The 14,310-nt window shown below is 67.1% G+C and carries 12 protein-coding genes and 1 pseudogene; 7 read left to right on the top strand and 6 right to left on the bottom strand.

Going from position 1 to position 14,310, the window contains the following annotated elements; genetic code table 11:
* Window positions 1-23: 23 nt before the first annotated feature.
* The 4 genes from HT136_RS20580 to HT136_RS20565 all read left to right on the top strand — a co-directional run bounded on the left by HT136_RS20580 (window position 24) and on the right by HT136_RS20565 (window position 4,414).
* Window positions 24-2,501 carry a glycoside hydrolase family 3 protein gene (locus HT136_RS20580; RefSeq protein WP_214201728.1) on the top strand — a complete coding sequence of 826 codons (2,478 nt, stop codon included), beginning with the start codon at window positions 24-26 and terminating at the stop codon, window positions 2,499-2,501.
* Window positions 2,498-3,757: a glycoside hydrolase family 27 protein gene (locus tag HT136_RS20575; protein ID WP_214201727.1), complete on the top strand. Its 1,260-nt coding sequence runs from the start codon at window positions 2,498-2,500 to the stop codon at window positions 3,755-3,757. The genes HT136_RS20580 and HT136_RS20575 overlap by 4 nt, the downstream gene beginning before the upstream one ends.
* 106 nt (window positions 3,758-3,863) lie before the next feature.
* Entirely contained in the window at window positions 3,864-4,112 is a 249-nt protein-coding gene (locus HT136_RS20570) for a ribbon-helix-helix domain-containing protein (protein WP_246544006.1), read from the top strand.
* On the top strand, window positions 4,109-4,414 hold the full coding sequence (locus HT136_RS20565; RefSeq protein WP_214201725.1) for a type II toxin-antitoxin system RelE/ParE family toxin: 306 nt from the start codon (window positions 4,109-4,111) through the stop codon (window positions 4,412-4,414). The genes HT136_RS20570 and HT136_RS20565 overlap by 4 nt, the downstream gene beginning before the upstream one ends.
* A 35-nt stretch (window positions 4,415-4,449) precedes the next feature.
* Here HT136_RS20565 and HT136_RS20560 read toward each other — a convergent pair whose 3' ends face one another.
* Genes HT136_RS20560 through HT136_RS20550 form a run of 3 tightly spaced genes read right to left on the bottom strand, consistent with a single transcriptional unit; the run spans window position 4,450 to window position 8,921 of the window.
* Window positions 4,450-5,961, bottom strand: coding sequence for an indolepyruvate oxidoreductase subunit beta family protein (locus HT136_RS20560; RefSeq protein WP_214201724.1), 1,512 nt, complete (start codon window positions 5,959-5,961; stop codon window positions 4,450-4,452).
* A 26-nt stretch (window positions 5,962-5,987) separates the two neighbouring features.
* On the bottom strand, window positions 5,988-8,132 hold the full coding sequence (locus HT136_RS20555) for a ferredoxin family protein (protein WP_214201723.1): 2,145 nt from the start codon (window positions 8,130-8,132) through the stop codon (window positions 5,988-5,990).
* Between the two features lie 6 nt (window positions 8,133-8,138).
* Entirely contained in the window at window positions 8,139-8,921 is a 783-nt protein-coding gene (locus HT136_RS20550; RefSeq protein ID WP_214201722.1) for a cyclase family protein, read from the bottom strand.
* Between the two features lie 85 nt (window positions 8,922-9,006).
* On the opposite strand from HT136_RS20550, the gene HT136_RS20545 reads away from it, so the two are divergent.
* From HT136_RS20545 to HT136_RS20535, 3 genes and pseudogenes are all read left to right on the top strand, one after another.
* Window positions 9,007-9,483, top strand: coding sequence for a MarR family winged helix-turn-helix transcriptional regulator (locus tag HT136_RS20545; protein ID WP_246544004.1), 477 nt, complete (start codon window positions 9,007-9,009; stop codon window positions 9,481-9,483).
* Window positions 9,484-9,525: 42 nt separating this feature from the next.
* Window positions 9,526-10,677: pseudogene (locus tag HT136_RS20540) on the top strand (pyridoxal phosphate-dependent aminotransferase); the annotation flags it as partial.
* A gap of 81 nt (window positions 10,678-10,758) precedes the next feature.
* A complete protein-coding gene (locus HT136_RS20535) occupies window positions 10,759-11,145 on the top strand; it encodes a Rid family hydrolase (RefSeq protein WP_214201720.1) in 387 nt (128 codons plus the stop codon).
* Between the two features lie 33 nt (window positions 11,146-11,178).
* On the opposite strand, the gene HT136_RS20530 is transcribed toward HT136_RS20535, so the two are convergent.
* Genes HT136_RS20530 through HT136_RS20520 form a run of 3 tightly spaced genes read right to left on the bottom strand, consistent with a single transcriptional unit; the run spans window position 11,179 to window position 14,292 of the window.
* Window positions 11,179-11,844 carry a GntR family transcriptional regulator gene (locus HT136_RS20530; RefSeq protein ID WP_214201719.1) on the bottom strand — a complete coding sequence of 222 codons (666 nt, stop codon included), beginning with the start codon at window positions 11,842-11,844 and terminating at the stop codon, window positions 11,179-11,181.
* Between the two features lie 16 nt (window positions 11,845-11,860).
* Window positions 11,861-13,090, bottom strand: coding sequence for a metal-dependent hydrolase family protein (locus HT136_RS20525; RefSeq protein ID WP_214201718.1), 1,230 nt, complete (start codon window positions 13,088-13,090; stop codon window positions 11,861-11,863).
* Complete coding sequence (locus tag HT136_RS20520; RefSeq protein ID WP_214201717.1) at window positions 13,087-14,292, bottom strand: MFS transporter; 1,206 nt, start codon at window positions 14,290-14,292, stop codon at window positions 13,087-13,089. The genes HT136_RS20525 and HT136_RS20520 overlap by 4 nt, the downstream gene beginning before the upstream one ends.
* Between the last annotated feature and the right edge of the window lie 18 nt (window positions 14,293-14,310).

Here is a 14,310-nt window from a genome sequence, read left to right as displayed (position 1 = left end):
GCCCCCAAGACGAGGACCTTGCCTTGACGATCCCCCGCTCCCTCGCCGCGCCGCTGGCCCTTTCGCTTGCAGTCCTTGCCGGCGCTCCCGCACATGCAGGCGACAAACCTGCGAGCGACAAGGCCTCCAGCCCCTCCGCCGTGGCGCACCCGGAGCGCTGGCCCCGCGCGCACAGCGTCGGGCTCGTCGATCCCGAGACCGAGGCGAAGATCACCGCGCTCATGGCGCGCATGTCGCTGCGCGAGAAAGTCGGCCAGATGATCCAGGGCTCGATCGCCTCGGTGAAACCCGAAGACTTGCGCCGCTACCCGCTCGGATCGGTGCTGGGCGGGGGCAACGACCCGCCGCTCAGCGGCAACGATCGCGGCCCGGTGGGCGACTGGATCGCGACCGCCGATGCCTACCGCGCGGTCTCGCTCGAGGAGCGCCCCGGCCACGTGCCGATCCCGACCATCTTCGGCATGGACTCGGTCCACGGCAATTCGAACGTGCTGGGCGCCACCGTCTTCCCGCACAACATCGGCCTTGGCGCCATGCGCGATCCCGCGCTGATCCTGAAGATCGGCGAAGTGACCGCCGCCGAAAGCGCCGCCTCGGGCTTCGACTGGGCCTTCGCGCCCACCGTCACCGTCCCGCAGGACGACCGCTGGGGCCGCGCCTTCGAAGGCTATTCCGAGCGACCCGAGATCACCCGCGACTACGCGGCGGCCATGGTGCGCGGTCTGCAAGGGGCGCCCGGCGAAGGGCGCATCCAGCACGGCCAGGTCGCCGCTTCGATCAAGCACTTCCTCGCCGACGGCGGCACCCGTGACGGGATCGACCAGGGCGATGCGCGCGTTTCGGAAGACACGCTCATTACCACCCACCTGCCCGGCTACGTGGGTGGCATCGATGCGGGTGCGATGACGGTCATGGCCAGCTTCTCGTCGTGGAACGGCGTGAAGAACCACGCCAACACGAGCCTCCTGACCGGCGTGCTCAAGGGCGCGCTCGGCTTCGAGGGCTTCGTCGTGGGCGACTGGAACGCGCATGGCCAGATTCCGGGCTGCACCAACGGCGACTGCCCGGCCACCTTCAACGCCGGGCTCGACATGGCCATGGTGCCCGAGGACTGGATGGCGCTCTTCGACAACACCCTGGCCGAGGCGAAGAACGGCACGATCCCGATGGCGCGGATCGACGATGCGGTGCGCCGGATCTTGCGCGTCAAGTTCAAGCTCGGGCTGTTCGACCCGGCCCGGCCCTACGAACAGATGGCCCAGCTGGGCACCCCTGCGCACCGCGCCGTCGCACGCCAGGCCGTCGCGCAATCGCTCGTCCTGCTCAAGAACAACGGCAACCTGCTGCCGATCCGGCCGGGCGCGCGCGTGCTCGTGACGGGCAGCCACGCCAACGACGTGGGCCTGCAATCGGGAGGCTGGACGCTCTCGTGGCAGGGCACGGGCAACACCAACGCGGACTTTCCCGGCGCGACAACGATCTGGGCCGGGCTCAAAGCCGCGATCGAGAAGACCGGCGGCACCGCCACGCTCGCCCCCGACGGGCAGGTCGCAGGCCCCCGGCCCGACCTGGCCGTGGTCGTCTTCGGCGAGACACCCTATGCCGAGATGGTGGGCGACATTTCCACGCTCGAATTCCAGCCCGGCGACAAGGAGGCGCTTGCGCAACTGAAGGCGCTCAAGGCGCAGGGCATTCCCACCGTCTCGGTGTTCCTTTCGGGACGTCCGCTCTGGGTCAATCCCGAGATCAACCAGTCCGACGCCTTCGTCGCCGCCTTCCTGCCCGGCTCGCAAGGCGAAGGCGTCGCCGATGTGCTCGTCGCCCGGGCCGATGGCACGCCGAACGCGGACTTTCGCGGCAAGCTCAGCTTTTCCTGGCCGAAGAACGCCGCGCAGTTCGCCAACAACGTCGGGCAACCGGACTACGACCCGCAGTTCGCCTATGGCTACGGCCTGAGCTATTCCGACCATGTCGAGATTCCGGCCCTGTCCGAAGTGGCCGGGCTCGACGCCTCGCTGTCCAACATTTCGATCTACTACCGCCCGGGCCGGGTGCTCCCGCCCTGGAAGCTGGAGACCAGCGGCGCGGTGCGCGTGACCAACGTCGATGGCGGCGGCACGCAGGAAGGCGCGCGCCGCTTCGCCTTCACCGGATCGGGGAGTGTCACCATCGCCGGGCCGACGGTCGACCTCTCGCGCCAGAGCAACGCCCAACTCTCCCTGCGCGTCGCCTATCGCCTCGATGCCGGCTCGGCGAAGGACCTGCAGCTTGGCATGGGCACCGCGCGACTGCCCGCCGAGCGCCTGTTCACCGCCACGCCAGGCACCTGGAGCAGCGTCAAGGTGCCCCTCGCCTGCTTCGAGAAGGCGGGCGCCAAGATGGGCGCGCTTGCGCGTCCCTTCGTTCTTGCCGGAACCTCCGGCACCACGATCGCGATCGCCAACGTCGAGCTCGACGCCGATCCCAGCCACGCCGTCTGCCCACTGGAGACCCGGCCATGACATCGCTTCGCAACCTGGCCCGCGCACTGGCGCTCGTCGCCCTCGTCGTGCTGGCGCAGCCCTTCGCCCTTGCCCACGCCGAGGACGCCATCGACCCCAACCGCATGCCGCCCTCGCTCGATCCCGCGCGCCATGCCAACGGCCTCGCGCAGACCCCGCCGATGGGCTGGAACAGCTGGAACCGCTTCGCCTGCAAGATCTCGGAGAAGACCATCCGCGACACCGCCGATGCGATGGTCGCCTCGGGCATGCGCGATGCCGGATATACCTATGTGGTGATCGACGATTGCTGGCACGGCACGCGCGACGCGCAAGGTTTCATCCAGGCCAACCGCAATGCGTTCCCCTCGGGCATCAAGGCGCTGGCCGACTATATCCACGCCAAGGGTCTGAAGTTCGGGATCTATTCCGACGCGGGCATGAAGACCTGCGGCGGGCGCCCCGGCAGCCAGGGTCACGAGTTCCAGGATGCGCAGACTTACGCCGCCTGGGGCGTGGACTATCTGAAGTACGACTGGTGCTCGAGCGGCACGCGCAATTCCGAGGAAGCCTATGCTCTGATGGCCGACGCGCTGCGCGCGACCGGGCGCGACATCGTGTTCTCGCTGTGCGAATGGGGCAGCACCCGGCCCTGGCTCTGGGCGGCGAAGATCGGGAACATGTGGCGAACCACCGGGGACATCACCGACAAGTGGTCGGGCAAGCACGGCTACGCCTACGGCATGCTCGACATCGTCGACCAGAACGAACCGCTCTGGCCTTATGCAGGTCCCGGCCACTGGAACGATCCCGACATGCTCGAGGTCGGCAACGGGGGTATGACCACCGCCGAATACCGCGCGCACTTCTCGCTCTGGGCGATGATGGCGGCGCCGCTGATCGCGGGCAACGACATTGCCAACATGGACGCCGCAACCGCAAGTATCCTGCTCAACCGCGAGGTCATCGCCATCGACCAGGATCCGCTCGGCCGCCAGGGCCGCCGGGTACGGCGCGAGGGTGACGGCGAGGTCTGGGTGCGCACGCTCGCAAATGGTGAACGCGCCGCTTTGCTGTTCAACCGGGGCGAGCAGCCCTTGCGCATCACGCTCGACTGGAGCTTGCTCGACTATGCCCCCGAGACCCCGCTTGCCGTGCGCGACCTGTGGAAGCAAAAGGATCTCGGCACAGAGCGACGGGAATGGTCAGCCGAAGTGCCCGCCCACGACGTGGTCATGATCCGATTGGCCCCTCCTGGCGCGGGCCGGGCGCGCTGAAGCCGCTTCCCGATCGCGCTCTTGACCCGCGGGTGAGAATGCGGCCATCCGCCGGCTTGCGCGCTGACGGAACGATATGATAAAATCATATCGAATGGAGGTCGGCATGGCCGCGAAGGCAATTACGGTAACGCTCGGCGAGATGGCATCGCATGCCGAACGCCACCTGGCGTCTGGTCGATATGCTTCGATGAGTGAGGTCATGCGCGCTGGCCTGCGTGCCTTGGACCGTGAAGAGGCGATACTCGACGAAGTGGTTCGCGTTCGCGTTGCCGAGGCCCTGGCAGATCCTCGCCCCCCAATGGCCCTCGACAAGGCCTTTGCCAAGGTGCGCGCGTCCATCGCCAAGGCATGAGCTATGGCGTCCAGTTGTCGGCATTGGCGATCGAAGACCTGATAACGCTTCACCAATGGCTGAGCTTGGAAGCCGATCGGCCCACGGCAGACGGCTATCTTGCCAGGATTGAAGAACGTGTCGCATCCTTGGCAGAGTTTCCGCACCGCGGTTCCCCTCGCGACGACCTGATCCAAGGTCTGCGGACCCTCACCTTCGAACGCCGGCTCCAGATCGCCTATACCGTGCACGGGGCAGTGGTCACCGTACAGCGCATTATCAGCGCTCCGCGCGATCTGACACCGGCTCTCGAAATTACCTGAGCTGCGTTGCGGAGCCGCGCCCCCCGGGCGGCGGCTCAGGCGCGCTCGGCTTTCCCAACACCGTGGTCCATCGTGGCCAGCTCGGTATCGAGCGCTGCGCACGTTTCGTCCGACAGGGCCAGTTCGCGCAAGGACGCGACGTGCGCAGCGCCCAGCCGCGCCTCGGCGTGGCGCGTCATGATCTTTTCGAAGTTGGCAAGGCCGCGTTCGAAGGTGTCGCCATAGCCCTTGATCAGGCGCTGGCAGCGCACGATTTCGAGCGCGAGATTACGGTCGAACCGCGCCTCGGCGCACACCGCCTCCAGCCAGGCCTCGATGCGCGCCTGTTCCTCGGCGTAGCGCAGCGAACGCGGGCGCAGTGAACGCATGCCCGCGAGCGTGCGCAGCACGAGGAACCAGCGCAGGCTGGTGGTCTCGACATGGCGCCCCCTGGTGAAGAAGCCTTCGAGCATACCGCTCAGGCGCGCGCTCTTGAGGATGCGCTCGCCCAATCCGCGCGGCAGCGTCTCGCAGACCTCGCGCAGGCGCGGGTGCATGAATTCGGTGACGCTGAGCAACTGGTCGTCCTGCGCCTTCACCTCGCGGCGCACTTCGGCGAGGCGGTCCTTGCGGGTCTTGATCTCGGCAACCCGGATGGTGTCCTCGTAGCTCATCCAGAGCGCGAGGTGGCGCGCGGTTTCACGCGTCAGTTCGAAGGGCGTGGCATCGCGCGCGGCGACTTGCGCGAGGCGGTCAAGATAAAGCCCCGCATAAGCTGCGTCCTGGTAGTCCATCAGCCGGGCGACGCCGTGAAGCGCGTTGTCCTGCGCCGGTTCGGGCAGTTCGCGCGCGATCCGCGCGGCCAGCCCCCGGCCTGCCTCGCTGGTCGGCACGGGGGCGGTGTGGACGATCTCCTCGGGCATCGCGACAGGCGCCTGCGCCTGCTCGAAGCCTTCGGCAAAGCCCTTGAAGTTGCTGGCAACGGCAATGCCGGCGTGCTCGATCGCGGCGCGGAAGGTCTCGGTCGGGAAGGGCAACGCGCCGCTGCCCGCCAGCGCACCGAACATGATCGCGCTGATGACGCTGCCCGAACGGTCGGTCGCCGCCTCCATGTCGAAGCCGATGAAGCGCTTCGAGCGCTGGTGCGCGGCCTCGATGATCTTCGCGCCGTTGCCGCGCCCGTCGCCCATCTGCTGCTTCTCGCCGATCGCGTAGATACGGTGGGTCGAGCCGATGAGGGTCGTGCGCCCCGCGCTCGAGAACCCGCGCAGCAGCGCGCGCCCCGTCTCCATCAGCTCGGAGGCGATGACGATGTCGACGTCGCCCGGCAGCGGCATCTGCGCCAGGACCGGCAGGCGGCCGGTGCCGTCGTCCTTGTAGAGTTCGACGTAATAGACGGTCGAGCCGGTGCGCTGCGCGACGCCGGGAACCGAGGTCCCTTGCGCCAGCCAGCCTTCCTGGCGCGCGACGTGCTGGATCCAGTCGGCCAGCACCCCGCCTCCCTGCCCGCCCAGGGCAAGGATGGCGATGGTGATGCGGTCGGTGTTCAGGGCCTGGGGGGCGGTCATGGAAGAAAGGTCCTGCCTGTGTCGGGTCAGAAAGCGCGCGCGGCGCGGTTGCGTTCGGCCGAAGCCTGCCAGCGGGAGATCACGGCCCCCGCCAGCTTCGCCTTGAAGCGCTCGAACCGGGAGGGGTTGGCAACGATCGTCGCCCGGTAGAAGCTGGGGCAGAGCACGGCGGCATGGCTCACCTCGCCGCACAGGCCACAGCCCACGCACGAGTTCTCGACATGCGCGACCGGATCCTGGCGCAGCGCGTCGGGGTTGGGCTTGATCGTCAGCGAGGGGCAACCCGAAAGGCGCACGCACGAATGGTCCCCGGTGCAGGTCTGCGCGTCCACGCCGAACCGCTCGCGCACCACCCGCTGGCCGGCCTTGAGCGCGGCGGACTTCTGCTTCTTCTCGCGGCGCTGGCGGTTGAGCATGCATTCGGACTGCGCGACGATGACCTTGGGCCCCTTCTCGGGGCTGGTCATGGCCTCGCGAAGCACGTCGCGCATCGCAGGCACGTCGTAAGTGCGGGTGATCTCGCGCACCCACTTCGCGCCCACGCCCTTCACCGCGCGGGTGATCGGGTTGTTGGTGACGCGGTTGGCGTTCTTGGCGCGCGAGGAGAGGATGTCCTGCCCCCCGGTCGCCGCCGAATAGCCGTTGTCGATGATCAGGGTGACCGTGTCGTCCTTGTTGAAGACGGCGTTGCCGATCCCCGAGGTCAACCCGTTGTGCCAGAAGCCGCCATCGCCCATCACCGCGATCGACCGCTTCGAGCCGGCGCCCTCCTTCGGCTTGAAGGCCGAGGCCCCCGCCGCACCCAGGCCATAGCCCATCGTCGTGTTGCCGATGTTGAAGGGCGGCAGGATCGAGAACAGGTGGCAGCCGATGTCGGCCGAGACGTGAGCCGGGCCCAGTTCGCGCTCGACCAGCTTCATCGCGGTGAAGATCGGGCGTTCGGGGCAACCGGTGCAGAAGCCCGCCGGGCGTTGCGGGATCTGGCTTGCAACCGGCGCGGGCAGCGGGTCGGACGTCACTTCGGCCGGGGCGAGCGCAGGCGCTTCCTCGCGCAGGAACCTGGCGAGGCCATCGCCGATCACCTTGGCGGTATATTCGCCCGAGCGCGGCAGCACGTCCTTGCCCGCGATACGCGTGTCGAGCCTGGCGCGGCGCACCAGCGTGTTGAGCTCGTGCTCGATGAATTCGGGCTGGCCCTCCTCGAGCACCAGCACCGCGCGCTTGCCCTGGCAGAACGCGGCCACTTCCTCGGGGATCAGCGGGTAGGTGACGTTGAGGCAGTAGATCGGCAGCTTCGAGGTGCCGTAGCTGTCGGCCAGCCCGGCCAGTTCCATCGCGCGGTTGAGATTGTTGTAGAGCCCGCCCTGGACGATGATGCCGATGCCCTCGTCGACGGTCTCGGGTCCGAACCACTCGTTGAGCTTGTTGTCGCGCACGAAGGCGAGGCCGGCGGGCCAGCGCTTCTCGATCTTCTCGACTTCGTGCAGGAAGTTGGCGGGCGGCAGGACGATGCGGTCGGTGTCGCGGTTGGGGTTGGCCGCGGCCTCGCCAACGGTCATCGGCGGGCGCTTGTTGGCCTTCGCCGTGAACGAGCCCGTCATGTGGCACGAACGCACGCGCAGCTGCAGCATGACCGGGGTGTTCGAGGCTTCGGACAACTGGAAGGCCTGCTCGACCGAATCGACGATCGAGGGCAGGTTCGGGCGCGGGTCGAGCAGCCACATCTGCGACTTCATGGCAAAGGCGTGGGTGCGCTCCTGCATGATCGAGGAGCCCTCGCCATAATCCTCGCCAACGATCACCAGCGCGCCGCCGGTGACGCCGCCCGAAGAGACGTTGGAGAGCGCGTCCGAAGCGACATTGGTGCCCACCACCGACTTCCAAGCCACCGCCCCGCGCAAGGGGTAGTTGACCGAGGCCGCCAGCATCGCCGCCGCCGTCGCCTCCGAAGCCGAGGCCTCGAAGTGGACACCCAGGCTCTTGAGCAGATCGTCGGCGTCGGCAAAGACGTCCATCAGGTGGCTGATCGGCGAGCCCTGGTAGCCCCCGACATAGGCGACGCCCGACTGGAGCAGCGCCTTGGTGACCGCGAGGATGCCCTCGCCGGTGAAGATCTCGCCCTCGCCTGCGGTCAGCTTCTTCACTTCGGACTTGAACGAACGCTCGGCCACTTGCGCTTACTCCGAAACCAGCGCCAGTACGCGCAAGGGGCTGCCCGAACCGTCGACGATCTTGAGCGGCGGGGCTATCACGATGGCGCCCGTGGCCGGCAGCTTGTCGAGGTTCTCGAGGCACTGCAGACCGTACTTTCCGGCTCCATGCAGCAGCGTATGTGCCGGGTAGGCGGGCTCGAGCAGGTGCGCCTGGCCCGCGTCGGTGCCGATCGTCTCGACCCCGAAACCGAGCACGTCGCGCTGCTCGATCAGATAGCGGATCGCGCACGTATCCGGGCCCGGCGTATGCGCGCCGTCCTCCCGGCGGTTGGTGTAGGCCGCGACGTCGCGCTTGGACCAATCGCTGCGGAACAGGACCCAGCAGCCCGCCGGAATTGCGCCGTGCTCGGCCTCCCAGGCCTTCACGTGCTCCTCCTTCAGCAGGAAGTCGGCATCGGCCGCGCACTCGGCCGAAAAATCGAGGACGACGGCGGGCGCGACAAGCTTCTCCGCGGGCACCTTGTCGACCGTGTTGTCGGGCAGGTCCTTGCCCGAGACCCAATGCACCGGCGCGTCGAAATGCGTGCCGGTGTGCTCGCCCACCGTGAAGTTGTGCCAGTGCCAGGCGACGCCGCGCTCGTCGTAGCGCGAGATTTCCTCGCGCGCGAACGCCGCAGTCTGGCCGAACGGTTCGGGCAGCACCAGCAGCGGAGTGTCCTCGCTCAGATTCTGGGTAAGATCGACGACCTGGATGTGACCCGAGGCCAGAGCTTGGGAAAACGCGGCGAGAACATCGGTGCTGGACATGGTGTCTCCTTTTGGCCCTATGGCATCGAACCTATCGAATTTAGTTGCATCTGCAACAAAAATAATATGAGACGGGAAAATGCCCTTGGACACGACAATGCGTGAGGATCTGCGTGCGCTCGGAAATCCCGGTTCGTCCGATTTCCGGGTCGATGCCTATCCCTTCTACCAGCTCAACCGCGTGGCGAGCCGCTACAACGTGGCGATCGAGTCGGTGCTGCGCCCGCTCGAGATCGACATCCCCACCTGGCGCGTGCTGATGATCCTGGGCGAGCGCGCGCCGCTCGCCATCGGCCAGGTCTCCAAATCGGCGGTGATCAACCTCTCGACGATGATGCGCATCGTCGAGCGCATGGCCAAGGCCAACCTCGTCACGATCGCGCCCAGCGCCAGCGACGGGCGCGTGCGCGAACTGGCGCTCACCGAACATGGCGCGCAGAAACTCGCCGCCGCGCGCGAAGCCACCTCACCGCTTTACGAAAAGATCATCAAGGGCTTCTCCCAGGACGACTTCGGCCAGCTGCTCGCCCTGCTCGACCGGCTCTACGAAAACCTCGACTGAACCCTCCCGACCCGGCTCCTCACCCCAACCGATACGAGACCTGCCTTGCGACCGATCGCCCGTGAACTTCCCGGCTCGCTCATCCGCGTGCTCGCCAACGCCAATCTCGACAAGAGCGACGTGATCCCGCTGTGGTTCGGCGAGAGCGATCTCACCACCGCGCCCGAGATCGCCGAGGCCGCGCGCGAAAGCCTGCTCATGGGCGAGACGCACTATGGCCCCAACCTCGGGCTCACCGAACTGCGCGCCGAACTCGCCCGCTACCAGCAGCGCCTATTCGCCACTTCAGCCGGGCTCGACAACGTCGCGGTCACGAGTTCGGGGCTCAACGCGCTCCTGCTGGTGATGTCCGCGTTGGTCGATCCGGGCGACGAAGTGGTGGTGCCGGTGCCGACATGGCCCAACCTGGTCGCCATGCCCAAGGTGCTGAGCGCCGCCTTGCGCGAAGTGCCGATCCGGCTGGAAGGCACGAAGTTCACGCTGCCGGTCGAGGATATCCTCGCCGCCTGCACCGAGAAGACGCGCGTGGTGCTGATCAACAGCCCGCAGAACCCGACCGGCTGGCGCATGCCCGAGGCCGACATGGCGCGCCTCGTGGCGGAGCTCGACCGGCGCGGCATCTGGCTGCTCGCCGACGAGGTCTATGCGCGGATCGTGCCGCAGGACACGCGTCCCACCTCGTTCCTCGCCCATTTCGACGAGAGCCGCCGGATCGTCGCGATCAACAGCTTCTCCAAGTCCTGGGCCATGACCGGCTGGCGCCTGGGCTGGATCACGGCCCCGCGCGAACTCATCCAGACATTGGAAAAGCTGATCGAGTTCAACACCTCGTGCGCGCCGACATTCGTGCAGCGCGGCGGTCTGGTCGCGCTCGGACCGGCCGGCGAGCGCTTCCTCGCCGAGCAGACCCGCCGGCTCGACGCAGCGCGCACGGCCGCGCTCGCGGTGCTCGCGCGTTCACCGCGCATCACGGTGCCCGAACCGCAGGGCGCCTTCTACCTCTTCCCCCGGATCGAGGCCATGGCGGACGGCGTCGCGATGGCGCAGCGCGCGATCGAGCGCGGGGTCGGCGTGGCGCCGGGCGAAGCCTTCGTGCACGGCGGCGAAGGCCATTTGCGCCTGTGCTACGCCCGCGATCCCGCCGAGGTCACAACCGCGATGGAGCGCCTTCTCGACGCGCTCGACTCCGAATAGCCCTGCGGGCCAAGTTCGCCTTTGCGCGGTCGACGCAAATCGGCTAGCGATATTGGATCCAATATCCTAAAGTGAGGTTTCATGAGCATCGAGCGCATTTCGTCGGGCTCCCGTTTCGAGACATTGGCCGCCTATTCGCGCGCCGTCGTCGAGGGAGACTACATCCACCTGTCCGGCACCGTCGGTGGTGATCCCACGACCGGCGAGATGCCCGAGAGCGCCCTTGAGCAGGCGCGCAACATCTTTCGCGTGATCGAGCCCGTGCTCGAGGCCCACGGCAGCGGGCTCGACATGGTGATCCGCAATCGCGTCTTCCTGACCGACATCGCCTGGCTTCAGGACGTGTGCAGTGTGCTGCGCGAGAAGTTCGCCGACTGCCCGCCCGCGAACACCACGCTGCTGACGGGCATTCCCGCACCGGGCGCAAAAGTCGAGATCGAGATCACCGCACGCCGCCGCACGGTCTGAACGCCCGCCGCCTCGACGCCGGGCGCGCCGCGCTCAGGTGTCGAGGCCGAGTGTGCGGCGCAAGTCCTGCGCGTTCCAGCTGATGTGCTCGCGCAGCGCCTTGACCGCCCCTTGCGCGTCGCCCTCCTCGATCAGGTCGAGGATCCGCTGGTGTTCGGCGTCGCTTTCCTCCTGTGTCTCGCTCGACAGGAAGCGCTGCATCTTGAGGTAGCGGTCGGCACGGGTCAGCAGGTTTTCCAGCACCTGCACCGAGAGCGGCTTGTTCGCGAGGCTGTAGAGCGCCTGATGGAACTCCATGTTGAGCCCGGCCCATTCGGTCATGTCGCGCGCCGTGCGCGAGCGTTCCACCACCTGGCGCAGCTTGGCGATGGCCTCGGGGGTGATGTTGGGGATGGCGGCCTCGAGCAGATAGGGCTCGAGCATGCCGCGCACCTCGTAGATTTCCTCGATCTCGCCGATCGAGAGCTTGGGGACCAGCGCACCGCGGTACTTCTGGCGGATCACCAGCCCTTCGGCCTCGAGCTGGGCGAGCGCTTCGCGCACCGGAATCCGGCTTACCCCCAGCTCCTTGGCGATCACTTCCTGGCGGATGAACTCGTCGGCGGCGTAGTTGCCAGCGAGAATACGCGCCCGCAAAATACGCGCCACATCAATAGCCGTGGTGCTGCGCACCAACTTGCTATCTCCCGCCAAATCCATGTATTCGCTTCCTTTATCAGTCGATCGCCTGCTTGTGGAAGCGGCCGCCCTTCATGATCGCGAGGATAGCGCCGTAGCGCGGTTCAAGCAACTCGATCCGCTGAGTGGGATCGCCGTCGATCACCAGGAGGTCGGCGAAGGCGCCCACCGCGATGCATCCCAGGCGCCCGGTTTCGTTGAGGATCTCGGCGTTGACCGACGTGGCGGACTTGAGAATGTCCATGGGCTTCAGAACATTGGCGCGCAGCGCGAACTCCTTGGACTGCGCTGCGATCATCTCGCCCATGAGGTCGGTGCCGAAGCCCATCGCCACGCCCGCCTCGTCGCAGATCTCGAGCATGCGCAGCCCCGCCTCGTTCACTTCGGCAAGCTTCTGCTTCACCTCGGGGCGCAGCCCGTATTCGTCCGCATTGTCGGCGGACTCGCGGTAGCAGATCAGCGTGGGCACGATGAAGGCGTTCTTCTCGGCCGCGAACTTCGCCGTCTCGAGGTCGATGAAGTTGGCGTGCTCGATCGTGCGCACGCCGCCCTCGAGCGCGCGGCGCGTGCTCTTGGCGGTGTAGGAATGCGCGCAGACATACGTGCCGCGCGCCTCGGCCTCGAGCACGGCGGCGCGGATCTCGTCCATCTGGTACTGCGTGTTTTCAAGCTTGTCCGAGGGGCTGCCGACCCCGCCCGAGACCATGATCTTGATGTGATCGGCCCCCTTGCGCAGCTCCTCGCGGGCGAAACGCTGGACCTGGTCCGGGCCATCGGCAAGCCGCGTCGCGATGTCGAGCGCGGATGTACAGGCGCATGGGATCGTCTCGTCGGTGATCTCGCGGTGGTCGCCGTGGCCGCCGGTCTGGCTGAGCGCACGGCCCGAGACGTAGAGGCGCGGGCCCTCGACGAGGCCGATCTCGACCGCGGTCTTGATCCCCCAGTCGCCCCCCGCCACGTCGCGCACGGTGGTGAAACCGCGCATCAGCATGTCGCGCACGCGGTGAACGGCGTGCGCCATCATCAGCGTGTGCGGCATGCCCCGCTCCTTGGCGGAGTTGAGGTGGATCGAATAGACGTGCGAATGCGCATCGATCAGGCCGGGCATCAGCGTCTTGCCAGCCAGGTCGAAGACTTGCGCGCCCTCGACCGTGATCGGCACGTCCGAGACTTCCTTGATCGTCTTGCCTTCGACAAGGACATGCATGCCCTCGCGCACGGTGTCGGACGTGCCGTCGATCAGGCGGCAATTGGTGAACAGGATCATTCGGGGTCTCCAAAGGCGCCGCTGGCGGCAGCGCGCGCGTGGGCGCCAAGCCGGGTCGCGACAGGGGCAATGAACAGGAAGATAAGTGCGCAGGCCAGGAACTGGGCCGACGCGGTCCAGGACAGCGCGGTGTAGCCCGCCCCGGTCAGCGCCATGCCGCCCAGCCACGCGCCGAGCGAACTGCCCGCCGTCATGGCCGCGGACGAGGCGGCCGAGAGCCGCCCTGCGGGGTCGGCGAGCGAAAGCACGCCCATGAGGTAGGGCGTCACGATCAGCGGCATCAGCATGAACACCGGGACCAGCAAAGTGAAAGCGGTGGTCGAGAGCGAATAGCCGAGCAGCAGCGTGACCAGGGTCTCGAGCACGATCGCGATCATCAGCGGCGCGGTGAAGCCGAAGCGCGTGTCGATCACCCGCGCCAGCACCGGACCCGCGATCGTCAGCAGCGCGGCGAAGGAAAGGATGCGTCCCACGCCCGTGCCGCTCATGCCCAGGTGCGAACCGATCCTGTCGATGAAGGTCATGATCGCGTTCTGTCCCGACCACAGGATGATCAGTGCGACGAAGGCCGCGATGCCATAAGCGGGAATCGCGCGCAGGCTGAAACCGGTGATCTCGCTGCGCGCCAGCGGCCGCTCCGGGAACCAGGGCAGGAACAGGGCGCCGACGACGCCGACGAAGCCCATCGTGTGAAAGGCACCCGCCGCGCCTTCCCAGACGATCGTGTAGGGCACGCAAAGGTAGAAGAAGGTCGAGAACACCGCATAGGCCACGTTGAGCGTGGCGAAGCTGCGTGTCGGGTTCGTCGTCCCGGCGACGAGACTGAAGACAACCGCCTCGACCAGGCCCTTGCCGACCCCGCACACCATGCGGGCGAGGGTCAGGGCATTTTCATCGGGGGTGAAGGCCGAGGCGAAGTTGCCGATTAGGAGAAGCGCCATGCCGGCAATGACCGTCTTTCGCGTCGGAAAACGGGTGATGTTGAGTGCAACCACCACCGAGACCACGGCGACCGCCATGAACTCGAACGAGCTCACGCGGCCGGCCGCGGCTTCGCTCAGCCCGAAGTCGGAAATGATCGCCGAGACCCACAGTGGCGAGACCATCTGCGAAGAGAACCCGCAGCACACGACGAACAGGATCGCGGCCCATTGCAGGCGGCTGAACTCGCCAGCGGGACTGGAAGACGATGTCGTGCTCACGGGATCTCCTGGGACAAG

Source organism: Novosphingobium profundi (assembly GCF_018491765.1).
Classification (GTDB): domain Bacteria; phylum Pseudomonadota; class Alphaproteobacteria; order Sphingomonadales; family Sphingomonadaceae; genus Novosphingobium; species Novosphingobium profundi.
This window is presented reverse-complemented; position numbering and strand designations above follow the sequence as displayed.

What these genes read in the sequence shown, in the direction of transcription:
- HT136_RS20535 (WP_214201720.1), top strand. Translation starts at nt 10,759, where the DNA reads ATGAGCATCGAGCGCATTTCGTCGGGCTCCCGTTTCGAGACATTGGCC.
- HT136_RS20525 (WP_214201718.1), bottom strand. Translation starts at nt 13,090, where the DNA reads ATGATCCTGTTCACCAATTGCCGCCTGATCGACGGCACGTCCGACACC.
- HT136_RS20550 (WP_214201722.1), bottom strand. Translation starts at nt 8,921, where the DNA reads ATGTCCAGCACCGATGTTCTCGCCGCGTTTTCCCAAGCTCTGGCCTCG.
- HT136_RS20575 (WP_214201727.1), top strand. Translation starts at nt 2,498, where the DNA reads ATGACATCGCTTCGCAACCTGGCCCGCGCACTGGCGCTCGTCGCCCTC.
- HT136_RS20570 (WP_246544006.1), top strand. Translation starts at nt 3,864, where the DNA reads ATGGCCGCGAAGGCAATTACGGTAACGCTCGGCGAGATGGCATCGCAT.
- HT136_RS20530 (WP_214201719.1), bottom strand. Translation starts at nt 11,844, where the DNA reads ATGGATTTGGCGGGAGATAGCAAGTTGGTGCGCAGCACCACGGCTATT.
- HT136_RS20560 (WP_214201724.1), bottom strand. Translation starts at nt 5,961, where the DNA reads ATGACCGCCCCCCAGGCCCTGAACACCGACCGCATCACCATCGCCATC.
- HT136_RS20565 (WP_214201725.1), top strand. Translation starts at nt 4,109, where the DNA reads ATGAGCTATGGCGTCCAGTTGTCGGCATTGGCGATCGAAGACCTGATA.